The organism is Oceanisphaera litoralis, from assembly GCF_016907015.1.
In the GTDB taxonomy this organism is placed as follows: Bacteria; Pseudomonadota; Gammaproteobacteria; order Enterobacterales; family Aeromonadaceae; genus Oceanimonas; species Oceanimonas litoralis.
Genome location: NZ_JAFBBE010000022.1, coordinates 33248 through 56206, shown reverse-complemented (window position 1 = coordinate 56206; position 22959 = coordinate 33248). Strand labels below are relative to the sequence as shown.

Sequence of the window (22959 nt, the reverse complement as noted above, 5' to 3'; positions counted from 1 at the left end):
TGTTACCTTACTTCTTCTTAGCCTCTTTACTGCGGACCTGTTCGCCGAAATAGCGAACACCTTTGCCTTTGTAAGGCTCGGGTTTACGGTACGCACGAATATTGGCAGCGACCTGACCGATCTGCTGTTTGTCTGCAGACTTGAGAACAATCTCGGTCTGAGTCGGACATTCAGCTGATACGCCTTCAGGAAGCGCATGCTCAACCGGGTGAGAGAAACCCAGAGACAGTGCAATTGCATTGCCTTTCATCTGGGCACGATAGCCAACACCAACCAGCTGCAGCTTGCGTTCGAAGCCTTCGGTAACACCGACAACCATGTTGTTGACCAGAGAACGGGCAGTGCCGGACTGGGCATTCGCACCGGCCACGTTTTCACGCGGGGCGAACTTCAACAGGTTATCTTCCTGGCTGATTTCAACAGCAGCATTGATGGTACGATTCAAAGTACCTTTGCTACCCTTGACGGTGATTTCCTGACCGTTCAACGTCACTTCTACGCCGGCAGGAATTTCGATAGGTGCCTTAGCAATGCGAGACATATCTACTCCTTATGCAACGTAGCAGATGATCTCACCGCCCATACCCGCTTTACGCGCGGCACGGTCGGTCATCACACCTTGGGACGTGGAAACGATAGCTACACCCATACCTGCCATCACTTTCGGCAGTTCGTCGCGCTTCTTATAGATGCGCAGACCGGGGCGGCTGACGCGTTGGATCAGTTCGACTACAGCTTCGCCTTCGAAGTACTTTAAAGTCACTTCCAGTTCGGCTTTGGTCTCACCAACGACGTTAAAGTCAGCAATATAACCTTCTTCTTTCAGTACTTTGGCAATAGCCACTTTTACTTTGGAAGAAGGCATGGTGACAGCAACTTTGTTGGCTGCCTGACCGTTGCGGATGCGGGTCAGCATATCCGCGATCGGATCTTGCATGCTCATTGTGTATTACTCCCGTGTTCGCTTACCAAGAAGCCTTCTTCAGGCCTGGAATTTCACCCTTCATCATCAGTTCGCGCACCTTGATGCGGCTCAAACCGAACTTCCGCAGGAAACCGTGCGGACGACCGGTGATGTTGCAGCGGTTACGCTGACGAGAGGGACTTGCGTCACGGGGCAATTGCTGCAGTTTCAGCACTGCATCCCAACGTGCTTCGTCAGAAGTGTTCACGTTAGAAATGATTTCTTTCAGTGCTTGACGCTTGGCCGAAAATTTATCAGCCAGCTTTGCGCGCTTGACTTCGCGAGCTTTCATTGATTGTTTTGCCATAACCCTACACCTTACTTACGGAATGGGAAGTTAAAGGCAGCCAGCAGAGCACGACCTTCTTCGTCAGACTGGGCAGTGGTGGTAATGGTAATGTCCATACCGCGCACACGATCTACCTTGTCATAATCGATTTCAGGAAAAATGATTTGCTCACGCACGCCCATGGAGTAGTTACCACGACCATCGAACGACTTGGCGTTCAGGCCTCGGAAGTCACGGATCCGGGGGATAGAGATACAAATCAAACGCTCCAGGAACTCCCACATACGCTCGCCGCGCAGAGTTACTTTACAACCAATGGGGTAGCCTTCACGGATTTTGAAGCCAGCAACGGATTTACGAGCTTTGGTGATCAATGGCTTTTGACCGGAAATGGCAGCCATATCGGCAGCAGCATTATCCAGGATCTTTTTATCAGCCAGAGCTTCACCCACACCCATGTTCAGGGTGATTTTCTCAATCCGAGGGACTTGCATGATAGACTTATACCCGAACTGACTAGACAGTTCTTTTACTACAGTTTCATTGTAGTAACCATGCAGTTTCGCCATCGTATAAACTCCAATTACTTCACAAGTTCGCCGGTGGACTTGAAGAAACGGACTTTTTTGCCGTCTTCAAACCGGAAACCAACGCGATCAGCCTTGCCGGAGGCAGAGTTGAACAGCGCTACGTTAGATACATCGAGAGGCGCTTCCTGCTCAATAATACCGCCAGCCTGGCCCAGTTGTGGAACCGGCTTTTGGTGTTTCTTGTTCAGGTTGATACCTGCAACGATTACTTTACCTTCATTGACCAGAACTTTGGTGACGGTGCCACGCTTGCCCTTGTCTTTGCCGGTAAGAATGATGACTTCGTCATCGCGACGGATTTTAGCTGCCATCGTTTGACTCCTTACAGTACTTCAGGTGCCAGTGAAACAATCTTCATGAACTTCTCATTACGAAGTTCACGCGTCACAGGACCAAAAATACGAGTTCCGATCGGCTGTTGATTGCTATTCAAAATCACGGCCGCATTGCGGTCGAAACGGATGACAGAGCCGTCCGGACGACGAACGCCTTTCCGAGTGCGAACGACCACCGCGTTCATTACATCACCTTTCTTAACCTTACCGCGCGGAATTGCTTCCTTGACAGTAACCTTGATGATGTCGCCGATGCCGGCGTAGCGGCGGTGCGAACCACCCAGGACCTTAATACACATTACGCTACGCGCACCGGAATTGTCGGCCACGTCCAGCATACTTTGCATTTGGATCATGTTAGTGCTCCGCTAAAGTGACTACTTTAAAACCCTTTCGGGATATTGGCTGCCTTTGAAGGCGCGGCATTATAGCACTGCCAAACCGAAAGAGTACAATAAAAAAACAAACGGCCCCAAGCAGGGCCGTTTGACCAGGTAAGTATATCAGAGAACGTTAGGCTTTAACCGGACGCTCGATGATTTTTACCAGAGTCCAGGACTTGGTCTTGGACAGCGGACGACATTCGCGAATAGTCACGACGTCACCGGTAGAACATTCATTATTTTCGTCATGCACGTGCAGCTTGGTAGTGCGCTTCATGTACTTCCCGTAGATCGGGTGCTTCACGAAACGGCTGATAGCTACGGTGATGGACTTGTCCATCTTGTCGCTAACCACACTGCCCTGCAGAGTACGAACGTTAGAATCGCTCATCTTACGCACCTGCCTTTTGGTTCAAAACAGTCTTAACACGCGCGATGTCGCGACGTACATTTTTGATGTTGTGAGTCTGAGCCAGTTGACCGGTGCTTGCCTGGATGCGCATGTTAAATTGCTCACGCAGCAGGCCCAGCAGTTCCTGGTTCAGTTCTTCAACACTCTTTTCACGCAGATCTTGTGCTTTCATCACATCACCGTCCGAGTTATGAAAGTGGTCCTAACCGGCAGCTTGGCAGCGGCCAGTGCAAAGGCTTCGCGAGCCAGAGCCTCAGGTACACCGTCCATCTCGTACAGGACACGACCCGGCTGAATCTGGGCAACCCAGTATTCCACGTTACCCTTACCTTTACCCATACGAACTTCGAGGGGCTTTTCGGTAATCGGCTTGTCCGGGAAGATACGGATCCAGATTTTACCTTGACGCTTGACGTGACGGGTCATGGCACGACGTGCTGCTTCGATCTGGCGAGCAGTAATACGTCCACGAGTGGTCGCCTTCAAACCAAAGGTACCGAAAGAAACCAGGTTACCTGAGGTCGCCACACCGCGGTTGCGGCCTTTGTGGACTTTACGGAATTTCGTACGTTTTGGTTGCAACATATCCGAGTCTCCTTACTTACCGCGGCCTTTGCGCTTGGGCTTGGACGGAGCTGGTTCTTGAGCTACGGCTTGCAGGCCGCCCAGAACTTCACCCTTGAATATCCAAACCTTTACGCCGATGATGCCGTAAGTGGTAGATGCTTCAGAAGTTGCATAGTCGATATCGGCACGCAGGGTGTGCAGAGGCACACGACCTTCGCGGTACCATTCGGTACGCGCGATTTCAGCGCCGCCCAGACGACCGCTAACTTCCACCTTGATGCCTTTGGAACCGATACGCATCGCGTTCTGTACCGCACGCTTCATAGCGCGACGGAACATGACACGGCGCTCGAGCTGGGAGGCGATAGAATCGGCCACCAGCTGTCCGTCCAGCTCAGGTTTACGCACTTCGGAAATGTTGATCTGTGCAGGAACGCCAGCCAGTTTGGCTACGTGCTTGCGCAGTTTTTCCACATCTTCGCCTTTCTTACCGATAACCACGCCGGGACGAGCGGTGTGAATAGTCACACGGATGCTCTTGGCCGGACGCTCGATCACGATACGAGAAAGAGAAGCGTTTTTCAGTTCCTGCTTCAGGTACTGACGCACTTGAAAATCGCTGTGCAAGTTATCAGCGAAGTCCTTGGTATTCGCAAACCAGGTCGAATTAAAAGGCTTGGTGATACCTAAGCGAATACCGTTCGGGTGTACTTTCTGGCCCATTGCTTATCTCCTAGCCTCTTAGCGGTCGGACACAACCACAGTGATGTGGCTGGTACGCTTCATGATACGGTCCGCGCGGCCCTTGGCACGAGGACGAATACGCTTCATGGTAGGACCTTCGTCAACGAAGATCTTGGCCACTGTCAGCTCATCGATATCCGCACCTTCATTGTGCTCGGCATTGGCAATGGCAGATTCAAGTACTTTCTTAACCAGAACGGCAGCCTTTTTGGGGCTGAAAGTCAGGACATTCAGTGCCTTGTCTACGGTCAGACCACGGACTTGATCGGCTACCAGGCGCGCCTTCTGGGCAGAAGTGCGAGCAAAGCGGTGTTTAGCTATAGCTTCCATCTTTTACCCCTTAACGCTTCTTGGCCTTCTTATCTGCGACATGGCCGCGATAAGTACGAGTCGGTGCAAATTCGCCCAGCTTATGGCCGATCATTTCCTCGGAAACGAAGACAGGCACGTGCTGACGACCATTATGGACAGCGATGGTCAAACCGATCATGTTCGGAATGATCATTGAACGACGGGACCAAGTCTTAATTGGTTTCTTTTCCCCGCTTTCCACCGCTTTCTCTACCTTCTTCAGCAAGTGCAGGTCGATAAACGGACCTTTCTTGAGAGAACGTGGCATGGTGATACCTCTAAAAAACTATTACTTGTTACGGTGACGTACCACGAACTGGTCGGTACGCTTATTTTTACGGGTTTTGGCACCCTTGGTCGGCTTGCCCCAAGGAGTAACCGGGTGACGGCCACCTGAGGTACGACCTTCACCACCGCCATGCGGGTGGTCTACCGGGTTCATCGCCACACCGCGAACGGTAGGACGAATACCACGCCAGCGCGTAGCACCGGCTTTACCCAGCTGACGCAGCATGTGCTCGGCGTTACCTACTTCACCCAGGGTAGCGCGACACTCGGCCAGTACTTTACGTACTTCACCGGAACGCAGACGCAGGGTGACATAGGTGCCTTCACGCGCCAGGATCTGGGCGGAAGTACCGGCGGAGCGAGCAATCTGCGCGCCCTTGCCAGGCTTCATCTCGATGGCGTGCACAGTGCTACCAACGGGGATGTTGCGCATCGGCAGGCAGTTACCGGCCTTGATCGGAGCGGCATCACCAGACAGGATCTGATCGCCAGCATGAACACCTTTCGGTGCCAGGATGTAGCGACGCTCACCATCTGCATACAGCACCAGGGCGATGTTAGCGGAGCGGTTAGGATCATATTCCAGACGCTCTACCTTGGCCGGGATACCATCTTTGTTGCGCTTGAAGTCAACCAGACGGTAGTGCTGCTTGTGACCACCACCGATGTGGCGAGTGGTAATGCGGCCACCATTGTTACGACCACCTGACTTGGACTTTTTCTCCAGCAGGGCGGCGAACGGCTTGCCTTTGTACAGTTCCGGGTTGCTGACCTTGACGACATGACGGCGACCCGGAGAAGTAGGCTTACATTTTACGATTGCCATTTTGAATTACTCCTCTCTTACTCGGCACCGCCGATGAAGTCGATGTCCTGACCTTCTTTCAGGGTCACGTAGGCTTTTTTCCAATCGGAACGCTGGCCCATGCGGTTACCGGTGCGCTTGGTTTTACCCTTCACCAGCAACGTGCGAACATCTTTAACTTCAACTTCGAACAGCTTCTCGACCGCAGCTTTAACTTCAGCTTTGGTAGCATCCTTGGCAACCTTGAACACGATAGTGTTGGTTTTTTCGGCAACCATGGTGCTTTTTTCAGAGATATGCGGCGCCTTCAGAACTTTCAGAATACGCTCTTCACGGATCATGCCAGCATCTCCTCGATTTGCTTAACTGCGTCGGCAGTTACCAATACCTTGTCGAACGCGATCAAAGAAACCGGGTCGATACCAGCCACGTCACGCACGTCAACCTTGTACAGGTTACGTGAGGCGAGGAACAGGTTCTCGTCCACTTCGGCAGTGACGATCAGAACATCAGTCAGATCCCATTGCTTCAGCTTGGTCAGCAGTTCTTTAGTCTTCGGCGCTTCCACACCGAATTTTTCAACCACGATCAGACGCTCTTGACGTACCAGCTCGGAGAGGATGCTTTTGATGGCACCACGGTACATCTTCTTGTTGACCTTCTGGCTGTGATCTTGCGGCTTAGCAGCAAAAGTCACACCACCACCGCGCCAAATCGGCGAGCGGATGGTACCGGCACGGGCCCGGCCAGTGCCCTTTTGGCGCCACGGCTTCTTGCCGCCGCCAGACACTTCGGAACGGGTCTTCTGAGCACGAGTACCTTGACGAGCACCGGCGGCATAGGCTACTACAACCTGATGCACCAGCGCTTCGTTGAACTCACGCCCGAAGGTAGTTTCGGAAACTTCAAGAGCGCCTTGCGCGTCTTTCATTACCAATTCCATTACTATCTCCTCAGACGTTACGCTTTAACGGCAGGTTTAACGATGACGTTGCCGTTAGTCGCACCCGGTACTGCACCTTTAATGAGCAGCAGGTTACGAGCAACATCAACGCGGACCACTTCCAGGTTTTGCGTGGTGACACGCTCAGCACCCATGTGACCGGCCATTTTCTTGCCTTTGAACACTTTACCCGGTGATTGGTTTTGACCAATTGAACCCGGAGCGCGGTGTGACAAGGAGTTACCATGAGTCATGTCCTGGGTACGGAAGTTCCAACGCTTAACAGCGCCAGCGAAGCCCTTACCTTTAGAAGTACCGGTAACGTCTACTTTCTTGACATCGTTGAAGATGTCTACTTTCAGCTCGGAACCGACTTCGATACCTTCGCCTTCACCTGAACCCAGGCGGAATTCCCACAGACCGCGACCCGCTTCCACGCCAGCTTTAGCGAACAGACCCGCTTCAGGCTTGGTGATACGATTCGCTTTCTTGATGCCAGTGGTCACCTGAACGGCTTGATAGCCATCCAGTTCCAGAGTTTTAACCTGGGTAACACGGTTGGCATCTACTTCGATAACGGTGACCGGGATGGACACGCCGTCTTCGGTGAAGACACGGGTCATACCCAGCTTACGACCTACTAGACCGATTGCCATTGATAAAACCTCCGTTATTAGCCCAGGCTGATCTGGACGTCGACGCCAGCAGCCAGATCCAGACGCATCAGAGCATCAACTGTTTTATCAGTCGGCTCAACGATGTCTACCAGACGCTTGTGAGTACGAATTTCATACTGATCACGTGCATCTTTGTTCACGTGTGGAGATGTCAGTACGGTATAACGCTCTTTGCGCGTCGGCAGCGGAATAGGACCGCGAACCTGAGCACCAGTGCGCTTGGCAGTTTCTACGATCTCCGCAGTAGACTGATCGATCAGACGGTGATCGAAGGCCTTCAGGCGGATACGAATTCTTTGGTTCTGCATTACCAGAGCTCCAATTGGATAAAGAACATAAAATCAGCACCGCCTGCTCCTTTATATAAAAGAGGGGGTGTGATTTAACAACGGTGCCCACCATATCGGGGGCCTGTATCGCCAGGAGCTACCTGACAGGAGCCTTTCGGCTCGCTCGGTAATACACCAAGCGAGCTGAATTATACGGATTTGACCGGCGCATGCAAGCCGGTCGTGTCATTTTTTAAGCAACTTGTGTCAAGCCACTTGCGTTAAGCCACCTGCCATGAATGCCAGGTGGCCTGTTTGGGTTTCAGGCAACCTTGTTCTTGCCGATCAGACCGGCCTTGCCTTTCAGTACCACTTCCAGCGCCACTTCGTCACAGGCATGCAGACGCGGACAGAGATCGCAGTCTTTCATCACCTTCTCGGGCAGCAGGCTCTTGCTGGTGGAACTGAAGCCCAGCTTCATGAAGAACTCAGGCACCCGGGTCAGCACTATGACCCGCTCGATGGCCATGTCCTCGGCTTTCTTGAGGATTTTCTCCACCAGCGCCCGGCCCTGCCCCTGATTCTGGAAGCCGGGCTCGATCCCCAGAGAGCGGATTTCCGCCAACCCGGTGTCATAGACATACAGGGAAGCACAGCCACTGATCTGGCCCTGGGTCTCGGTCACCGCAAACTCGCCCACCGCCTGAATCAGCTCCTTGCGGGTACGGGGCAGGTTCTCACCGATGTTGGCCCAGTAGTTCACCATGCGCTCGATGGCATCCAGATCGGTCAGCCGGGCGCCGCGCACATGAATACCGGAGGTATCACGCTGGGTGAGGCGACGCTCGGCGCTGCTCAGGGCAAACTCCACCTGATCCGGCGCCACGCCACCCAGGGCGCAACGGCTGGCCAGGCTGGACTCCAGCGACAGCTTGCCGTAGACATCCTCTTCGATCAGCGGACTGAACTGCTTGAAATCGTCCATCGGCAGCTCTTCCATCGGCAGCTTCTTGCCGATGGCGTGTACCACTATGGCACCGACAATATGGTGCGCTTCGCGGAACGGAATACCCTTGGCCACCAGGTAATCGGCCATTTCGGTGGCATTGGAGTAACCGCCCTGAGCCGCTTCCCGGGTTTTTTCTTCATTGAGCTTGATGTCGTGCAACACCATCTCGGCCATTTCCAGGCAGTCGTGCCAGGTGTCGAGCGCGTCGAACAGGCCTTCCTTGTCTTCCTGCATGTCCTTGTTGTAGGCCAGCGGCAGCGCCTTCAGGGTCATCATCATGCCGGCATAGGCACCGAATACCCGACCGGTCTTGCCCCGGATCAGCTCCAGCGCATCCGGATTTTTTTTCTGCGGCATCAGCGACGAGCCGGAAGTGACCCGGTCGGACAGCTCGAGGAAACCGGACTCGCCGGAGTTGTAGAAAATCAGATCTTCGGCGAAACGCGACAGGTGCATCATGGAATTAACAGCGCAGTTCATCAGCTCCAGCACATGATCGCGATCGGACACAGAGTCCAGGCTGTTGCGGGTCGGCGACGAAAAGCCCAGCGAGTGGGCCAGATCGTGGCGATCAATCGGAAAACCGGTACCGGCCAGGGCGCCCGAGCCCAGCGGGCAGGTATCCATGCGTTTCTGCGCGTCCTGCAGTCGGGTAAAGTCCCGCTCCAGCATCTCGACGTACGCCAGGCACCAGTGAGCAAAGGTCACCGGCTGGGCCCGTTGCAGGTGGGTATAACCCGGCAGTACCGTGGCCTGCTGCTCGCGGGCCACGCTCACCAGCTTCTTCTGCAGTTCATCCAGCTTGGTCAGCAGCGGCGGAACCTGCTGCTTGCACCACAGCTTGAGATCGGTGGCCACCTGATCGTTACGGCTGCGACCGGTATGCAGCTTCTTGCCCAGGTCACCGACCGCCGAAATAAGATGGCCTTCAACCCAGGAATGAATATCTTCCGCATCGGACCGGAGGATCTGCTCGGGATCTTCCATCACCTTGAGTTTCAGGTCGTTGAGTGCCAACTCGATTTTCTGCTGCTCTTGTGCCGTCAGCACCCCACCCTTGCACAGGGCCCGGGACCAGGCAATGGAGCCGACGATATCCTGCTCCGCCAGGCGATAATCGAAACGCAAAGAATCATTGAACTGCTTGAACTTGGCATCTGCCGCCTGACTGAAACGTCCACCCCAAAGTGCCATAACCTCTGAACTCCTAAACGACATTGCTAAAATTTTATGGTTAACCAGGCCACTCCCGGCCGGGCTCATTGTTGCTCGATATTATACTTAAAACGGAGCTGTAAGCCGTAAGCTTTAAGCTGAGAGCTAAAGAAAACATCCAAACCTATCGATCCCTTTGAGGTCGTGCTACGGTTTTTGGTCCAATGAATTGGACCCTACAAAAAGACTCGAACCACTCGTAGGGTCGAATTCATTCGACCGATTTTGTAGGGTTTGTGTTTTATCTTGAACTTACAGCTTACGGCTGACTGCTTCCTTCTATAAGCAAAAAGGGGGCATAAAGCCCCCTGCGGTTAAGCGTTAACCTGAACAGTTACACTTATTTTTTCAGGCTGTTCAGCGCCTTGATGCGACTGGCCAGCGAGTACAGACGGATAAAGCCTTCGGCGTGGCTCTGATCGTACACTTCGTCTTCACCGAAGGTGGCGAACTCTTCCGAGTACAGGCTGTTGGGCGAAGACTTCTGAATCGCCGTTACCTGCCCCTTGTACATCTTCAGTACCACTTCACCGGATACGTCTTCGGCAATGGCGTTGGCAGAAGCCAGCAGCGCCTTGCACAGCGGGGTGAACCAGCGACCGTCGTAGACCAGGTGAGAGAACTCGGCACCCACTTTTTCACGCCAGGCTCGGGTCGGCTTGTCCAGCACCAGCTCTTCGATCGCGCGCAGGGCGGCCATCATGACGGTGCCGCCCGGAGTTTCGTAGCAGCCACGAGACTTCATGCCCACCAGACGGTTTTCGACGATATCCACCCGGCCCACGCCGTGCTTGGCGGCGCGCTCGTTCAGGGTAACCAGCACCTGATACGGGCTCATCTGCTCGCCGTCTACGGCGACGATGCGGCCTTGCTCAATGGTCAACGACAGGGTTTCGGCCTTGTCGGGGGCCTGCTCGGGAGACACGGTCCAGGTCCAGGCCTGCTCGGACGGCTCATTCCAGGTGCTTTCCAGCTCGCCACCTTCGGTGGAGATGTGCCAGGCATTGGCATCGCGGGAATAGATCTTGGTGGCGCTGGCGGTGGTCTTGATGTTGCGCTCGGCCAGGTAGTTCAACAGGTCTTCGCGGCTGCGCATGTCCCAGATACGCCAGGGGGCGATAATCGCCAGCTGCGGAGCCAGTGCCGCGACGGCACCTTCGAAACGCACCTGATCGTTACCCTTGCCGGTACAACCGTGAGCAATCGCCTCGGCGCCTTCGGCCAGGGCCGCTTCGGCCATGGCCTTGGCAATAATGGGCCGCGCCATGGAGGTACCCAGCAAATAGGTGCCTTCGTAGATGGCACCGGTTTTCAGGGTAGGATACACATAGTCATTGACGAACTCGTCTTTCAGGTCGGCGACGATGCACTTGACCGCACCGGAGGCGAGGGCTTTGGCTTCGATGCCTTCCAGCTCTTCCTCGCCCTGACCCACATCACCCACGAAGGCGATGATTTCACACCCTTCGTAGTTCTCTTTCAGCCACGGAATGATGGCAGAAGTGTCCAGACCGCCAGAGTAGGCCAGCAGAATTTTTTTGAATTGGCTCATGAGTGAATATCCCTGTTAATCAATGTCAGCAGCACGGCATTCTGGACGTGCATGCGATTTTCAGCTTGGTCGAGGATAAAGGAGGCGGGGCCGTCCATTACCTCGGAAGTTATTTCCCACTCCCTGTGGGCAGGCTGACAATGCAGAACCTGTTTGGCTCCGGTTTTGTCGAGCATGGCCTGATTGATCTGATACGGCATGAAGATTTCCTTCACCTGTTCCAGTGGCGTTTCGTCGCCCATGGACACCCAGGTATCCGTATAGAGTACATCAATGCCTTCCACCTCATCGAGGTTGTCGGTCACCCGAACCCTGGCACCACTCACGGCAGCCAGTGCCTCGGCTTCCTTCAGGATCTGGGCATCCACGTTGTGGCCCCGAGGGCACACGGCAGTGACGGTGGAGCCCAGAATGGCACCGGCCAGCAGCAGCGAGTTGGTCACATTGTTACCATCGCCCACATAGGCCAGGTGCACCTTGCTCAGATCTTCATGATGCTCGGCAATGGTCATGAAGTCCGCCAGCGCCTGACACGGATGATACAGGTTACAGAGGGAGTTGATCACCGGTACCTGCGCATATTTTGTCATTTCCACCAGAGTCTGGTGTTCGTAGACCCGCGCCACTATGGCGTCGGACCAGCGCGACAGGTTGGCGGCAAAGTCCTGTACCGTTTCCCGGTTGCCCATGGCGCCGTTCTGGCTGTCCAGGTACACCGCATGGCCGCCCAGCCGGTTGATACCGATGTCGAGGGTCACCCGGGTACGCAGCGAGGGTTTTTCGAACAGGGTCACCACGCTCTTGCCCTTGAGGGCATCCGCATACTTGTCCGGATTGGCCTTGAGGTCTTTGGCCAGGATCAGGATCTGTTCGATCTGTTCTTTGCTGTAATCTTTCAAACTCAATAAATGCTGCATAACGCCTCCTTAGTGGGAAATCCGAGTGCCATACTCGGACTCACCGGCCAGCAGCGACAACAATTGTTCCGGATAGCGCCAGCTACCCACGGCCACCGGTTTGCCCAGGGTCTTGGTGGCCTTGAGCGCCGCCTTGACCTTGACCGCCATGCCGTCCTTGATAATGTTCTGTTGCATCAGATCCAGGGCGTCCGCCTCGTTCAGTTCGGCGATACGCTGACCCTTGCCGTCGAGAATGCCGCTCACGTCCGACAGCATCACCAGATCCGCATCCAGAATTTCGGCGATGGCGGTGGCGGCCTGATCCGCATTCACGTTCATCAGCTGGCCGTCGAAGGTAATGCCGATGGAGCTGACCACCGGCAGGAAGCCACCGGCCAGCAGGGTGCTGACCAGGGTGGCATCGCCACCTTCAATCTGGCCCACGGCACCCAGCTCGGGATCCAGCTGACTGACCCGGCACAGGCCGCCGTCCGCCAGGCACAGACCGACCGACTTGATGTCGTGCGCGATGGCCTGAGCCAGCAGCAACTTGTTGGCGGTACCGGCCAGGGCACCGGCGATAACCGGAATCTGGTCGAAGGGGGTCACCCGCAGGCCGTCTTTCTTGGTGGAGGTCAGGCCCATGGCCTTGAGCTGGTTATCCACCAGCACGCCGCCGCCGTGCACCAGCACCAGCGGGCGGCCAACCTTATCGAAAAAAGCCTTGAGGGTGGTGAACAGGGCCGCCAGGGCCGTGTCGCTTTCGAGCAGGGTGCCACCCAGCTTGATGATCAGCGGCTGCTGCGCCGATGATGGCTGTGATTGTTGGATTGTCATCCTTGATTACTCCTGAACCAGGCCCGCCAGCGGCGAGAATCCCTGATGAATATTGATACACTGAATGGCCTGACTGGCCGCGCCTTTCAGCAGGTTGTCTATCGCCGACACCACAATCAGCTGATTGCCGTCCCGGGCCCAATGCAGGTCACAGAAGGGCGTACCCGCCACATCGTTGATCTGTGGCCACTGGCCGGTCAGACGCACGATTTTCTGGCCCTGATACGCCTGCTGGTAGGCGGCGGCAATCTGTTCGTCGCCGACATTGTCGTTCAGCTGCACATAGATGGTGGCGAGAATACCGCGAATGAAGTTGCCCAGATGCGGCTGAAACACCACCTGATTGCTCAGATGGTGGCTGATTTCCGGCTGGTGGCGATGATTGAGCACACCATAAGGCTTGAAGCTGACTTCGCAGAAGCTGTTGGCCATGCTTGCCTTGCGGCCGGCACCACTGACGCCGGACACGGCGCTGATAATGGGCTTGCTGCCCTCGGCAATCAGGCCGGCGGCCTGCAGCGGCTTGAGTGCGCTGAGCGAGGCGGTGGGGTAACAGCCGGGCACGGCAATCAGCTGCGCCGCCTTGATGGCGTCCTGATTCCACTCGGCCAGACCGTAGGCGGCCCGAGCCAGCCAGTCACCGTGCTGATGCTGGAAACCATAGAAGCGCTCGTAGAAACCGTCGCCGGGAACCCGGAAGGCACCGGACAAATCGAATACCGGCAGCCCCTTGGCCAGAAAACCCGGCGCCAGATCGTGACTCACTTCATGGGCGGTGGCCATCAGCACCAGATCCGCTTCGGTATGAATGCGGCTCAGGGCTTCATCATCCAGCGGCAGCAGCGGCAGGTCGATCACACCGCGCCAGCGCGGGTGCAGGCTGGCGAAGGATTTATGTGCATCCTGGCTGCCTTCAGACACATAGAGGCCGGACAGGGTCAGGTTGGGGTGGCTCTGGATCAGGCCGGCCAGCTCGGCTCCGGTATAACCACTGGCACCAATAATTGCAGCTTTTAACATGGGCGTATCCGTCAGTTTGAATTCGGCTTGGTATAGATGCAGGCGTCAGCCTAGCGTGTTTTCAGGGCTTATGTCACCCTAAAGAAAAGGCTCAGGCGAGCTGTCGTCGTCGCCGTATCGAAGAGGGGAAATACATGGCCATCTGTTACGCTGGTTACCCGGATATGAATAAGCTGGCAGCCTAGCAATAAAAACATATTTATGCAATTGTGCTGAATTTAAATTAGATAACTTCCGACGGAGATCCTATGACATCGCTCAAACTGCTGGACATGTACCGCAGCATCATCGCCCTTCCTTCCATCAGCAGCACAGAGAGCAGCTGGGATCAGAGTAACGAGCAGGTGATTCGGCTGCTGGCTGACTGGTTCAGCCAGCTCGGCTTTTCCGTCGAGGTAACCGAATTGCCCGATCTGCCCGGCAAGTTCAACCTGCTCGCCACCAAAGGCGAAGGCGACGGCGGCCTGCTGCTGGCCGGCCACACCGATACCGTGCCCTTCGACCCGGGCCGCTGGACCAAAGACCCCTTCAAACTCACCGAAGAAGGCAACCGCCTCTACGGCCTCGGGGTCATCGACATGAAGGGCTTCTTCGCCTTTATCGTCGAGGCGCTGAAAGACCTGGATCTGAGCAAGCTCGACAAGCCCATTCGCATTCTCGCCACCGCCGATGAAGAAACCACCATGGCCGGTGCCCGTGCCATCGCCAGCGCCATGGCCATCAAGCCCGATTATGCGGTCATCGGCGAACCCACCGGTCTGGTGCCGGTCATGATGCACAAGGGCCACATGTCCGAAGCCATTCGCATCACAGGCCGGAGCGGCCACAGCTCGGATCCGGCCAACGGCGTCAACGCGCTCGAGATCATGCATCAGGTAATGGGCCGACTGCTGGACCTCCAGCGCCAGCTGAAGGAAAACTACGGCAATCACCATTTCAAGGTGCCTCAGCCGACCCTCAACCTGGGCCATATCAGTGGCGGTGACAGCCCCAACCGCATCTGTGCCTGCTGCGAACTGCACTTCGACATGCGCCCCATCCCCGGCGTGGGCCCCGACGAACTGCTGGGCCTGCTGCATCACGCATTGGAGCCGATCAAACAGCAGTATCCCAAGGCGCTGGAACTGACCCACCTGCATGAGCCGATTCCGCCTTATGGTACGGATCCGGACGGCGAGCTGGTCAAGGCGGCGGAAACCATGTCCGGCAATAAAGCCGAGGCGGTCAACTACTGCACCGAGGCGCCCTTCATCAACCAGCTGGGCTGCCAGACCATAGTGCTGGGCCCGGGACATATTGCCCAGGCGCACCAGCCCGACGAGTATCTGGATCTGTCCTTCGTCAAACCCACCGTAGAGATACTGCAACAGCTGGTCAGCCGTTTCTGTTTAAGTAAATAAACTACATATATCTGGTCAGTCCACAACGAGATTGACCAGATATAAGAAAAATAGCTACATATGAGCCAGAATATTTTTTATTGTAGTAATTTAACGGAAAAAGGAGGCAGATATGGATAATCATGCGGCACTCAGAGCCAATGTCGGCCTGCTGGGGCAACTGTTGGGCGATACCATCAAGGATCACCACGGCCAGGCCTTTCTCGACAAGATAGAAACCATTCGCCAGCTGGCCAAGTCGGCCCGCAAGGGCAACGATGACGATCAGCAGCAATTACTGGATACCCTCAAGCACCTGAGTGATGACGAGCTGTTGCCGGTGGCCCGCGCCTTCAGTCAGTTTCTCAATCTGGCCAACGTGGCCGAACAGTTTCATACCATCTCCCGGGAGACCCGGCAGCATGCCGGTGCCGGCCCGCTCCGCCAGGTGTTCGAGCGGCTGAAGGCCGCCGAGGTGAATGAAGACAACATCAGGGCGGCGGTGGACGCGCTGGATATCGAACTGGTGCTGACCGCCCACCCCACCGAAGTGACCCGCCGCACCTTTATCCACAAGCATGTTCAGCTCAACGACTGCCTGGCGGCGCTGGAACTGGACCTGCCCGAGTCGGAAAAGGCCGAACTGCTGGCCCGGATCGAGCAGCTGATCACCCAAGCCTGGCACAGCAACGAAATCCGCGCCCAGCGGCCGACCCCGGTCGACGAAGCCAAATGGGGCTTTGCGGTGATCGAAAACAGCCTCTGGCCCGCCCTGCCCACCTTCATGCGCCAGCTCGACAGCCAGTTGAAGGAACAGCTGGGCATCCGGCTGCCGCTGGACGCGGCGCCGGTGCGCTTCGCATCCTGGATGGGCGGCGACCGGGACGGCAACCCCTTCGTCACCGCCAGGGTGACCCGGGAAGTACTGCTGCTCGGTCGCTGGATGGCCAGCTCGCTGTTTCTCAACGACATCCAGGAACTGGTGTCCGAACTGTCGATGTCCCAGGCCAACGATGAACTCTATCGCCAGGCCGATCAGAGCGACGAACCGTACCGGGCCATACTGCGCATCCTGCGGGAAGATCTGCGCGAAACCCTGCTGCACCTCAACGCCCGGGTGCAGGGTCAGAGCACCGACGCCCGGGATCTGATCACCACCACAGAGCAGTTGCGCGCCCCGCTGGAGCTGTGCTATCGCTCGCTGCAGGAATGCGGCCTCGGCAAGATCGCCGACGGCCTGCTGCTGGACGTGATCCGCAAGGTGGCCTGTTTCGGCATCCATCTGCTCAAACTGGATATCCGCCAGGACGGCGAACGCCATACCCAGGCCCTGGCCGAAATCACCCGTTACCTCGGTCTCGGCGATTACGCCGACTGGAGCGAAGCCGACAAGCAGGCGTTTCTGCTCAACGAACTGAATTCCCGTCGCCCCTTATTACCGCGGCAAGGGCTGCCGGGCCAGTGGCAACCCTCGGACGACACCAGAGAAGTACTGGATACCTGCCAGATGATTGCCGAGCATCCGCAAGATGCCTTCGGCATCTACATCATCTCCATGGCCGGCGCGCCGTCCGATGTGCTGGCGGTACAACTGCTGCTGAAAGAATGTGGCGTCGACTTCCCGATGCCGGTGGCGCCCCTGTTCGAGACTCTGGACGATCTCAACAACGGCGCCGAGGTGATCGAGCAGCTGTACCATCTCCCCTGGTATCGCGGTTACCTGCAGGGTCGCCAGTTCGTGATGATCGGCTATTCCGACTCGGCCAAGGACGCGGGCATGCTGGCTGCGGGCTGGGCCCAGTACAGTGCCATGGAAAAACTGGTGGCCATCAGCGAGCAGGAACAGATCAAGCTGACCCTGTTTCACGGTCGGGGCGGCAGCCTGGGTCGCGGCGGCGGTCCGGCACGGCAGGGCATTCTGGCTCAACCCCCCGGCTCCACCCTCGGCGGCCTGCGCGTCACCGAGCAGGGCGAAATGATCCGCTTCAAGTTCGGCCTGCCCCAGGTGGCCATCGACAGTCTGGCGCTTTATGCCAGCGCCGTACTGGAGGCCAACCTGCTGCCGCCGCCCGAACCCGAGCCCCAATGGCGCGAGCTGATGGACACCATGGCCGAGGTCTCCTGTGCCCACTATCGTTCGCTGATCCGCGACGAGCCGGACTTTGTGCCTTATTTCCGCGCCGCCACCCCCGAGCTGGAACTGGGCAAGCTGCCGCTGGGTTCGCGTCCGGCCAAGCGCAAGCCCAACGGCGGGGTGGAAAGCCTGCGCGCCATTCCCTGGATTTTCGCCTGGACCCAGAACCGGCTGATGCTGCCCGCCTGGCTCGGCGCCCACAAGGGGCTGGAAAAGGTGATCGCCGACGGGCAGGAAGACACCCTTGTCGCCATGAACAAACGCTGGCCCTTCTTCCGCGCCCGACTCGACATGCTGGAGATGGTGTTCCTCAAGGCCGACCCCGGCCTGGCCGCCTACTACGACAGCCTGCTGGTACCGGCCGAGCTCAAGCCGCTGGGCAAGCGTTTGCGCAACGAGCTGCAGGCCAGCATGACGCTGGTATTGCAGCTTAAAGAAGAAGCGGAGCTACTGTCCGACGAGCCCTGGATCAAGGAATCCATCACGCTGCGCAATCCCTATACGGATCCGCTCAACGTATTGCAGGCCGAGCTGCTCAAGCGTTCGCGCCAGCAGGGTGATATTCACCCTGCCCTGGATCAGGCGCTCATGGTCACCATCGCCGGTATCGCCGCCGGCATGCGCAATACGGGGTAAACAAGCTGTAAGCGGTCAGCTTTAAGCTATCAGCTGTAAGTAGCTCGACGGAGATTGCAGGCACGACTTCGTGCCTGCAACTTTATCCAGAGGGACTCGAAGCTGATAGTCGGCTGAGGCTATCCCAGTCACCTCTCTTTAACCTCTGAGCCACCTGGTGAACATGATAAAAAGCCCCGGAGCCGACAGGCTCTGGGGCTTTTTATCACTTGGCTATCAGGCGAGTCAGTTTAGCCTTTACTTACTGCTTCATTAACTATTTCGCCCGATGCGACTGGCTCGGCCAGAGGCTTCTTGGCCCAGTAGCCGGCCAGCAGGGAACCGGAAATGTTGTGCCACACGCTGAACAGGGTGCCGGGCAGGGCCGCCGTGGGGGTGAAGAACTTCATCGCCAGTGCCGCCGCCAGACCGGAGTTTTGCAGTCCCACTTCGAAGGCGATGGTACGGCAGACTTTCTTGTCGAAGCCCATCAGGGCGCGGAGATTTTCAAGGTAGTTGTCTTATGTCACAAGGGAGGCCGTTATCACCAATTCAATCGCTTAATAAAACATTGCATAATCGAGCCATACTGCCGCCTCATTATTTCGGACCCTGCCATGACCCCCGCCATCCTGTTTCTGGAACAGCAAAAAGTAGCCTTTACCCTGCACCCCTATGAGTGCACCGCTCTGGATGACTTCGGTGCCCATGCGGCGGAGCAGTTACAGGTGCCGCCGGCGCGGGTGTTCAAGACACTGCTGACCGAAGGCGAGCAGGGCGCCGTGGTAGCACTGGTGCCCTCTTCCGGCAAGGTGAACCTGAAGCGATTGGCCAGGGCCGCCGGGGTAAAGAAGCTGGAGATGATGCCGCCGGCAAAGGCGGAGCGGTTGACCGGTTACAAGGTGGGCGGCATCAGCCCCTTCGCCCAGAAGAAGCGGCTGCCCACGGTGCTGGACGCCTCGGCGCCACTGCATCCCTTCGTGCTAGTGTCCGGCGGCAAGCGGGGGCTGTCGCTCGGCGTGACCGCCGACAGCCTGCAGACCCTGCTCGGCGCCGTGATGGCCGATATTGCCGAGTGAGGCGCAGCAACGTTTTTATTCGGCTTATCAATGGGATAATCACCAGGCTTTGATTACCGGCTGACAGGCTTTAAGCCGTCCGGCGGAGATTGCAGGCACGGAGCCGTGCCTGCAATCTCCAGTCCCCCAGCCCCCATATCCCCCCTCCCGCGAGTGACTCACCAGCACAAAACCATAAACCAACAATTAATTTACCCTCCCTCCCCTGCCCTGAACCTTCATCACGGCCTGTAACGCAGGCCTCCTGCGGCTACTCCTCATGGTCTTCACCGCTAAAAACGCCTTGCGAATTTTCTTAACCCCCCTTTTCACCTTTCGAATATAACAAACATAAAATTAACAGATGATTTACGTGCATCTGTTAAGTTACTGATAAACATCTAGATTATTTTTTGGCACGCCCTTTGCCTTCTTATCATGGAGGAAACACAAGGGGTTACGTTTATGTACAGTCTTCAACAGCCACTTACCGAATCCGCCTGCTTTATCCGCGTCACCGGCACTCAACGGCAGCGTTTCGTGGAATTCGAATTCTCGGTCGGTGATCCGGAGTTGGCCGTCGACATGATCATGCCGTTGCAGGCATTCGAGGAGTTTTGCGCCCGTCACGGCGTACAACACCTGAGCGCGGAGCAGGTGGCTCAGGTTGAGTACGACCGACTGAAGTGGCGCTTCGGTCAGCCCGGTATCAGCGAATAATTTCGTCCAACGTTACATAAAGCAACAAGGAAGGTTTTATACATGCAGATCGATATCAAGACATCGTCCGTCAAACCCATACGCAGCACCTATGCCTATGTGCAAAAGCGATTTGGCGACAAGCCGGCGTCCCGTTATCAGGAGGCCAGTTACGATATTCAGGAGGAAATCAACTTCCATTACCGGCCGCTGTGGCAGCCAGAACACGACATTTACGACAGTACCCGCACGGCCATCACCATGCAGGACTGGTACCAGCTCAAGGATCCGCGCCAACTCTATTACGGCACCTACACCCAGATCCGTGCCCGCCAGCAGGAAGTGCTGGAGAGTAATTTCACCTTCGTCGACAAGAACGGTCTGCTGGCCAGCATGCCGGCCGACACCCTGACCGCTGCCCTCAAGCTACTGGTGCCACTGCGCCATTACGAGTGGGGCGCCAACATGAACAACAGCTTCATCACCGGTTACGGCTATGGCGCCACCCTGACCAACGCCACCATGTTCGCCACCATGGACCGCCTTGGCTCGGCCCAGTACCTGACGCGCATCGGCCTGCTGCTGGATGGCAACCAGGGCAGCTCACTGGAGCAGGCCAGGCAGGAGTGGCTGGAGGCGCCTTGCTGGCAGCCCTTGCGCCAAGGCGTCGAGCGCATGTTTGTGGTCAAGGACTGGTTTGAACTCTTCGTGGCGCAAAACCTGGTGTTTGATGGTTACCTCTATCCGCTGGCGAAGCAGATCGTCGACCGCGAGCTGGTCGCCAAGGGGGCACCGACCATGGGCATGCTCACGGCCTTCATGAGCGAGTGGTTCAACGAGACCCAGCCCTGGGTGAACTCGGTGCTGAAAACCGTGGCCGCGGAGTCCGACGCCAACCGCGAGCTGTTAAGCCGCTGGATCGAGACCTGGCAGGGCCCGGCCCGTGAAGCCGTGGGGGTGTTGATTGCCGAGTCGGGCGGCGATGCTCGGGATCTGGAACAGTTCGATGCCGCGTTCGCGCAGCGTCTGACCAAAATAGGCCTGTCGATGGAGGAAAAAACCGCATGAGCAACAACGTTTTTATCGCCTTTCAGGCCAACGACGATACCCGGCCAATCATTGAGGCCATCGAACAGGACAACCCGCACGCCAGCATTCAGTACCTGCCAGCGATGGTCAAGATCGACGCCCCGGATCAGCTGGTGATCCGCCGGGAGTCGGTCGAAGAGATGCTCGGCCGTTCCTGGGATCTGCAGGAGATACAGATCAACCTGATCAGCATCTCGGGCAACATCGACGAAACCGAAGATAGCTTTACCGTGGGCTGGTTTCGCTGAGCGAATGCCTGTCATTGCACAAGAACGACAACGGAGATAGACCATGAACTCGCAAGCCACTTCCACCGCCGCACGCAAGCTCAGTCTGAAGGACAAGTACGGCATGATGACCCGCGGGCTGGGCTGGGAAACCAGCTATGTTTCGATGGACGAGGTGTTTCCTTTCGATCAGTTCGAGGGCATCAAGATCCACGATTGGGAAAAGTGGGAAGATCCCTTCCGCCTGACCATGGATGCCTACTGGAAATACCAGTCCGAGAAGGAGCGCAAGCTCTACGCCATCATCGACGCCTTCTCGCAGAACAACGGCCACCTGAATGTCAGCGATGCGCGTTACGTCAACGCCATCAAGCTGTTCCTGACCGCGGTCACCCCGATCGAGTACAACGCCCATCGTGGTTTCGCCATGGCCGGCCGGCAGTTTCGCGGTGTCGGACCCCGCATAGCCTGCCAGATGCAGTCGATTGACGAATTACGTCACTGCCAGACCCAGGTGCACACCCTCAGCCACTACAACCGCTATTTCAACGGTTTCCATTCCTGGCCGCAGAATTTCGATCGCCTCTGGTACCTCTCGGTGCCCAAGTCGTTCGTTAACGATGCCATGTCAGCGGGACCATTCGAATACCTGGTATCGATTTCGTTCTCCTTCGAATACGTGCTGACCAACCTGCTGTTCATGCCGTTCATGTCCGGCGCCGCCTACAACGGCGACATGGCCACCGTGACCTTCGGCTTCTCCGCCCAGTCCGACGAGGCGCGCCACATGACCCTGGGGCTCGAGGCGATCAAGTTCATCCTGGAGCAGGACCCGGACAACGTGCCGATAGTGCAGAAATGGATCGACAAGTGGTTCTGGCGCGGCTACCGCCTGCTGACCCTGGTCGGCATGATGATGGACTACATGCTGCCGAAGAAAATCATGTCCTGGCGCGAAGGCTGGGAGATCTACTTCGAGCAAAGCGGCGGCGCCCTGTTCGCCGATCTCGAACGCTATGGCATCCGCAAGCCCAAGTACTGGGAAGATACGGTCAAGGAAAAGGATCACATCACTCACCAGGCCTGGAGCATGTTTTATCAGTACTGCTGGGGCACGGGTGTGCATGCCTGGCTGCCGAAGGAAGAAGAGATGGCCTGGCTTGCCGAACAGTATCCGAACAGCTTCGAGCAAACCTACCGTCCGCGTTATGAGCACTGGAAGCAACAGGAAGACGCCGGTAAACGCTGGCTCAACACCAGCCTGCCCTGCCTGTGTCAGACCTGCCAGCTCCCCATGATCTTCACCGAGCCGGGCGACCCGCAGACCCGCAGCCAACGTGAAAGCCTGTACCAGGGCGAGCGCTATCAGTTCTGCTCCGACGGCTGCAAGGACATCTTCGACGACGAGCCGGAAAAATACGTCCAGGCCTGGTTGCCGGTACAGCAGATCCTCAAGGGCAAGGCCGGCGGTCCGGAGATCGAGGACGTGGTTCGCTGGTCGCACCTGGAACCAGGTGTCGATACCGGGCCCTTCGAGACATCGGAAGACGCGCGCAACTGGGCGTCCTGGAAAGGCCAGGAAGCGGTGCCCCGAGCGCAGGACTGACGC

30 protein-coding genes are annotated in these 22959 nt (G+C 56.7%); 7 read left to right on the top strand and 23 right to left on the bottom strand.

Annotation, left to right across the window (positions count from 1 at the left end; genetic code table 11):
• Positions 1 to 7: 7 nt before the first annotated feature.
• The 22 genes from rplF to argC form a co-directional block, all read right to left on the bottom strand.
• Positions 8 to 541 (bottom strand): 50S ribosomal protein L6, encoded by a 534-nt coding sequence (gene rplF, locus HNR62_RS13405; RefSeq protein WP_204796588.1) that lies wholly within the window; start codon positions 539 to 541, stop codon positions 8 to 10.
• Positions 542 to 550: 9 nt separating this feature from the next.
• Positions 551 to 943: a 30S ribosomal protein S8 gene (gene rpsH, locus HNR62_RS13400; protein WP_204796587.1), complete on the bottom strand. Its 393-nt coding sequence runs from the start codon at positions 941 to 943 to the stop codon at positions 551 to 553.
• Between the two features lie 22 nt (positions 944 to 965).
• Positions 966 to 1271 (bottom strand): 30S ribosomal protein S14, encoded by a 306-nt coding sequence (rpsN, locus tag HNR62_RS13395; RefSeq protein WP_204796586.1) that lies wholly within the window; start codon positions 1269 to 1271, stop codon positions 966 to 968.
• 11 nt (positions 1272 to 1282) lie between these two features.
• Positions 1283 to 1822, bottom strand: a complete 540-nt coding sequence (gene rplE, locus HNR62_RS13390) for a 50S ribosomal protein L5 (protein ID WP_104487245.1) — start codon at positions 1820 to 1822, stop codon at positions 1283 to 1285.
• A 14-nt stretch (positions 1823 to 1836) separates the two neighbouring features.
• On the bottom strand, positions 1837 to 2154 hold the full coding sequence (rplX, locus tag HNR62_RS13385; RefSeq protein WP_204796585.1) for a 50S ribosomal protein L24: 318 nt from the start codon (positions 2152 to 2154) through the stop codon (positions 1837 to 1839).
• Between the two features lie 11 nt (positions 2155 to 2165).
• Entirely contained in the window at positions 2166 to 2534 is a 369-nt protein-coding gene (gene rplN / locus HNR62_RS13380) for a 50S ribosomal protein L14 (RefSeq protein ID WP_087036464.1), read from the bottom strand.
• A 157-nt stretch (positions 2535 to 2691) separates the two neighbouring features.
• The gene (rpsQ, locus tag HNR62_RS13375; protein ID WP_204796584.1) at positions 2692 to 2952 is read right to left on the bottom strand and encodes a 30S ribosomal protein S17; all 261 of its coding nucleotides are present in this window, start codon (positions 2950 to 2952) and stop codon (positions 2692 to 2694) included.
• 1 nt (position 2953) lies between these two features.
• Positions 2954 to 3145 carry a 50S ribosomal protein L29 gene (gene rpmC / locus HNR62_RS13370; RefSeq protein ID WP_071473723.1) on the bottom strand — a complete coding sequence of 64 codons (192 nt, stop codon included), beginning with the start codon at positions 3143 to 3145 and terminating at the stop codon, positions 2954 to 2956.
• A complete protein-coding gene (gene rplP, locus HNR62_RS13365; protein WP_204796583.1) occupies positions 3145 to 3558 on the bottom strand; it encodes a 50S ribosomal protein L16 in 414 nt (137 codons plus the stop codon). Before rplP ends, rpmC begins: the two co-directional genes overlap by 1 nt.
• Before the next feature lie 12 nt (positions 3559 to 3570).
• Complete coding sequence (rpsC, locus tag HNR62_RS13360; protein WP_104487234.1) at positions 3571 to 4263, bottom strand: 30S ribosomal protein S3; 693 nt, start codon at positions 4261 to 4263, stop codon at positions 3571 to 3573.
• A gap of 18 nt (positions 4264 to 4281) precedes the next feature.
• Positions 4282 to 4614 carry a 50S ribosomal protein L22 gene (rplV, locus tag HNR62_RS13355; RefSeq protein WP_104487232.1) on the bottom strand — a complete coding sequence of 111 codons (333 nt, stop codon included), beginning with the start codon at positions 4612 to 4614 and terminating at the stop codon, positions 4282 to 4284.
• Positions 4615 to 4624: 10 nt separating this feature from the next.
• Positions 4625 to 4903 carry a 30S ribosomal protein S19 gene (rpsS, locus tag HNR62_RS13350; RefSeq protein WP_086964532.1) on the bottom strand — a complete coding sequence of 93 codons (279 nt, stop codon included), beginning with the start codon at positions 4901 to 4903 and terminating at the stop codon, positions 4625 to 4627.
• A 21-nt stretch (positions 4904 to 4924) separates the two neighbouring features.
• Positions 4925 to 5749: a 50S ribosomal protein L2 gene (gene rplB / locus HNR62_RS13345; RefSeq protein ID WP_204796582.1), complete on the bottom strand. Its 825-nt coding sequence runs from the start codon at positions 5747 to 5749 to the stop codon at positions 4925 to 4927.
• A gap of 17 nt (positions 5750 to 5766) precedes the next feature.
• Positions 5767 to 6069: a 50S ribosomal protein L23 gene (rplW, locus tag HNR62_RS13340; RefSeq protein ID WP_071473729.1), complete on the bottom strand. Its 303-nt coding sequence runs from the start codon at positions 6067 to 6069 to the stop codon at positions 5767 to 5769.
• On the bottom strand, positions 6066 to 6671 hold the full coding sequence (gene rplD / locus HNR62_RS13335; protein WP_204796581.1) for a 50S ribosomal protein L4: 606 nt from the start codon (positions 6669 to 6671) through the stop codon (positions 6066 to 6068). Before rplD ends, rplW begins: the two co-directional genes overlap by 4 nt.
• Positions 6672 to 6688: 17 nt before the next feature.
• Positions 6689 to 7327, bottom strand: coding sequence for a 50S ribosomal protein L3 (gene rplC, locus HNR62_RS13330; protein WP_204796580.1), 639 nt, complete (start codon positions 7325 to 7327; stop codon positions 6689 to 6691).
• A 17-nt stretch (positions 7328 to 7344) separates the two neighbouring features.
• Positions 7345 to 7656 carry a 30S ribosomal protein S10 gene (gene rpsJ / locus HNR62_RS13325; RefSeq protein ID WP_104487277.1) on the bottom strand — a complete coding sequence of 104 codons (312 nt, stop codon included), beginning with the start codon at positions 7654 to 7656 and terminating at the stop codon, positions 7345 to 7347.
• Positions 7657 to 7939: 283 nt separating this feature from the next.
• Entirely contained in the window at positions 7940 to 9820 is a 1881-nt protein-coding gene (argH, locus tag HNR62_RS13320) for an argininosuccinate lyase (protein WP_204796579.1), read from the bottom strand.
• A 361-nt stretch (positions 9821 to 10181) separates the two neighbouring features.
• Positions 10182 to 11393, bottom strand: a complete 1212-nt coding sequence (locus HNR62_RS13315) for an argininosuccinate synthase (protein ID WP_204796578.1) — start codon at positions 11391 to 11393, stop codon at positions 10182 to 10184.
• A complete protein-coding gene (locus HNR62_RS13310) occupies positions 11390 to 12310 on the bottom strand; it encodes an ornithine carbamoyltransferase (RefSeq protein ID WP_204796577.1) in 921 nt (306 codons plus the stop codon). Before HNR62_RS13310 ends, HNR62_RS13315 begins: the two co-directional genes overlap by 4 nt.
• Before the next feature lie 9 nt (positions 12311 to 12319).
• Complete coding sequence (argB, locus tag HNR62_RS13305) at positions 12320 to 13129, bottom strand: acetylglutamate kinase (RefSeq protein WP_204796576.1); 810 nt, start codon at positions 13127 to 13129, stop codon at positions 12320 to 12322.
• A gap of 6 nt (positions 13130 to 13135) precedes the next feature.
• The gene (gene argC, locus HNR62_RS13300; RefSeq protein ID WP_204796575.1) at positions 13136 to 14149 is read right to left on the bottom strand and encodes an N-acetyl-gamma-glutamyl-phosphate reductase; all 1014 of its coding nucleotides are present in this window, start codon (positions 14147 to 14149) and stop codon (positions 13136 to 13138) included.
• Between the two features lie 248 nt (positions 14150 to 14397).
• Between argC and argE the strand changes: the two genes are divergently transcribed.
• Together argE and ppc are read left to right on the top strand one after the other, a co-directional pair.
• Positions 14398 to 15549: an acetylornithine deacetylase gene (gene argE / locus HNR62_RS13295; RefSeq protein WP_204796574.1), complete on the top strand. Its 1152-nt coding sequence runs from the start codon at positions 14398 to 14400 to the stop codon at positions 15547 to 15549.
• 112 nt (positions 15550 to 15661) lie between these two features.
• Positions 15662 to 18298 carry a phosphoenolpyruvate carboxylase gene (gene ppc, locus HNR62_RS13290; RefSeq protein WP_204796573.1) on the top strand — a complete coding sequence of 879 codons (2637 nt, stop codon included), beginning with the start codon at positions 15662 to 15664 and terminating at the stop codon, positions 18296 to 18298.
• Between the two features lie 230 nt (positions 18299 to 18528).
• Here ppc and HNR62_RS13285 read toward each other — a convergent pair whose 3' ends face one another.
• Positions 18529 to 18768: a bile acid:sodium symporter family protein gene (locus tag HNR62_RS13285; RefSeq protein WP_275588106.1), complete on the bottom strand. Its 240-nt coding sequence runs from the start codon at positions 18766 to 18768 to the stop codon at positions 18529 to 18531.
• A gap of 126 nt (positions 18769 to 18894) precedes the next feature.
• On the opposite strand from HNR62_RS13285, the gene ybaK reads away from it, so the two are divergent.
• From ybaK to HNR62_RS13260, 5 genes are all read left to right on the top strand, one after another.
• Positions 18895 to 19356, top strand: coding sequence for a Cys-tRNA(Pro) deacylase (ybaK, locus tag HNR62_RS13280; RefSeq protein WP_204796572.1), 462 nt, complete (start codon positions 18895 to 18897; stop codon positions 19354 to 19356).
• Positions 19357 to 19800: 444 nt separating this feature from the next.
• Complete coding sequence (locus HNR62_RS13275) at positions 19801 to 20055, top strand: phenol hydroxylase subunit (RefSeq protein WP_204796571.1); 255 nt, start codon at positions 19801 to 19803, stop codon at positions 20053 to 20055.
• A gap of 42 nt (positions 20056 to 20097) precedes the next feature.
• Positions 20098 to 21102, top strand: coding sequence for an aromatic/alkene monooxygenase hydroxylase subunit beta (locus HNR62_RS13270; protein WP_204796570.1), 1005 nt, complete (start codon positions 20098 to 20100; stop codon positions 21100 to 21102).
• The gene (locus HNR62_RS13265) at positions 21099 to 21371 is read left to right on the top strand and encodes an MmoB/DmpM family protein (protein ID WP_204796569.1); all 273 of its coding nucleotides are present in this window, start codon (positions 21099 to 21101) and stop codon (positions 21369 to 21371) included. The genes HNR62_RS13270 and HNR62_RS13265 overlap by 4 nt, the downstream gene beginning before the upstream one ends.
• Positions 21372 to 21414: 43 nt before the next feature.
• Positions 21415 to 22956 (top strand): aromatic/alkene/methane monooxygenase hydroxylase/oxygenase subunit alpha, encoded by a 1542-nt coding sequence (locus HNR62_RS13260; RefSeq protein ID WP_204796568.1) that lies wholly within the window; start codon positions 21415 to 21417, stop codon positions 22954 to 22956.
• Positions 22957 to 22959 lie beyond the last annotated feature (3 nt).

Excerpts from the sequence above, each read along its gene's own strand:
- rplF (WP_204796588.1), bottom strand. The coding sequence starts at position 541 with ATGTCTCGCATTGCTAAGGCACCTATCGAAATTCCTGCCGGCGTAGAA.
- rpsH (WP_204796587.1), bottom strand. The coding sequence starts at position 943 with ATGAGCATGCAAGATCCGATCGCGGATATGCTGACCCGCATCCGCAAC.
- rpsN (WP_204796586.1), bottom strand. The coding sequence starts at position 1,271 with ATGGCAAAACAATCAATGAAAGCTCGCGAAGTCAAGCGCGCAAAGCTG.
- rplE (WP_104487245.1), bottom strand. The coding sequence starts at position 1,822 with ATGGCGAAACTGCATGGTTACTACAATGAAACTGTAGTAAAAGAACTG.
- rplX (WP_204796585.1), bottom strand. The coding sequence starts at position 2,154 with ATGGCAGCTAAAATCCGTCGCGATGACGAAGTCATCATTCTTACCGGC.
- rplN (WP_087036464.1), bottom strand. The coding sequence starts at position 2,534 with ATGATCCAAATGCAAAGTATGCTGGACGTGGCCGACAATTCCGGTGCG.
- rpsQ (WP_204796584.1), bottom strand. The coding sequence starts at position 2,952 with ATGAGCGATTCTAACGTTCGTACTCTGCAGGGCAGTGTGGTTAGCGAC.
- rpmC (WP_071473723.1), bottom strand. The coding sequence starts at position 3,145 with ATGAAAGCACAAGATCTGCGTGAAAAGAGTGTTGAAGAACTGAACCAG.
- rplP (WP_204796583.1), bottom strand. The coding sequence starts at position 3,558 with ATGTTGCAACCAAAACGTACGAAATTCCGTAAAGTCCACAAAGGCCGC.
- rpsC (WP_104487234.1), bottom strand. The coding sequence starts at position 4,263 with ATGGGCCAGAAAGTACACCCGAACGGTATTCGCTTAGGTATCACCAAG.
- rplV (WP_104487232.1), bottom strand. The coding sequence starts at position 4,614 with ATGGAAGCTATAGCTAAACACCGCTTTGCTCGCACTTCTGCCCAGAAG.
- rpsS (WP_086964532.1), bottom strand. The coding sequence starts at position 4,903 with ATGCCACGTTCTCTCAAGAAAGGTCCGTTTATCGACCTGCACTTGCTG.
- rplB (WP_204796582.1), bottom strand. The coding sequence starts at position 5,749 with ATGGCAATCGTAAAATGTAAGCCTACTTCTCCGGGTCGCCGTCATGTC.
- rplW (WP_071473729.1), bottom strand. The coding sequence starts at position 6,069 with ATGATCCGTGAAGAGCGTATTCTGAAAGTTCTGAAGGCGCCGCATATC.
- rplD (WP_204796581.1), bottom strand. The coding sequence starts at position 6,671 with ATGGAATTGGTAATGAAAGACGCGCAAGGCGCTCTTGAAGTTTCCGAA.
- rplC (WP_204796580.1), bottom strand. The coding sequence starts at position 7,327 with ATGGCAATCGGTCTAGTAGGTCGTAAGCTGGGTATGACCCGTGTCTTC.
- rpsJ (WP_104487277.1), bottom strand. The coding sequence starts at position 7,656 with ATGCAGAACCAAAGAATTCGTATCCGCCTGAAGGCCTTCGATCACCGT.
- argH (WP_204796579.1), bottom strand. The coding sequence starts at position 9,820 with ATGGCACTTTGGGGTGGACGTTTCAGTCAGGCGGCAGATGCCAAGTTC.
- HNR62_RS13315 (WP_204796578.1), bottom strand. The coding sequence starts at position 11,393 with ATGAGCCAATTCAAAAAAATTCTGCTGGCCTACTCTGGCGGTCTGGAC.
- HNR62_RS13310 (WP_204796577.1), bottom strand. The coding sequence starts at position 12,310 with ATGCAGCATTTATTGAGTTTGAAAGATTACAGCAAAGAACAGATCGAA.
- argB (WP_204796576.1), bottom strand. The coding sequence starts at position 13,129 with ATGACAATCCAACAATCACAGCCATCATCGGCGCAGCAGCCGCTGATC.
- argC (WP_204796575.1), bottom strand. The coding sequence starts at position 14,149 with ATGTTAAAAGCTGCAATTATTGGTGCCAGTGGTTATACCGGAGCCGAG.
- argE (WP_204796574.1), top strand. The coding sequence starts at position 14,398 with ATGACATCGCTCAAACTGCTGGACATGTACCGCAGCATCATCGCCCTT.
- ppc (WP_204796573.1), top strand. The coding sequence starts at position 15,662 with ATGGATAATCATGCGGCACTCAGAGCCAATGTCGGCCTGCTGGGGCAA.
- HNR62_RS13285 (WP_275588106.1), bottom strand. The coding sequence starts at position 18,768 with ATGGGCTTCGACAAGAAAGTCTGCCGTACCATCGCCTTCGAAGTGGGA.
- ybaK (WP_204796572.1), top strand. The coding sequence starts at position 18,895 with ATGACCCCCGCCATCCTGTTTCTGGAACAGCAAAAAGTAGCCTTTACC.
- HNR62_RS13275 (WP_204796571.1), top strand. The coding sequence starts at position 19,801 with ATGTACAGTCTTCAACAGCCACTTACCGAATCCGCCTGCTTTATCCGC.
- HNR62_RS13270 (WP_204796570.1), top strand. The coding sequence starts at position 20,098 with ATGCAGATCGATATCAAGACATCGTCCGTCAAACCCATACGCAGCACC.
- HNR62_RS13265 (WP_204796569.1), top strand. The coding sequence starts at position 21,099 with ATGAGCAACAACGTTTTTATCGCCTTTCAGGCCAACGACGATACCCGG.
- HNR62_RS13260 (WP_204796568.1), top strand. The coding sequence starts at position 21,415 with ATGAACTCGCAAGCCACTTCCACCGCCGCACGCAAGCTCAGTCTGAAG.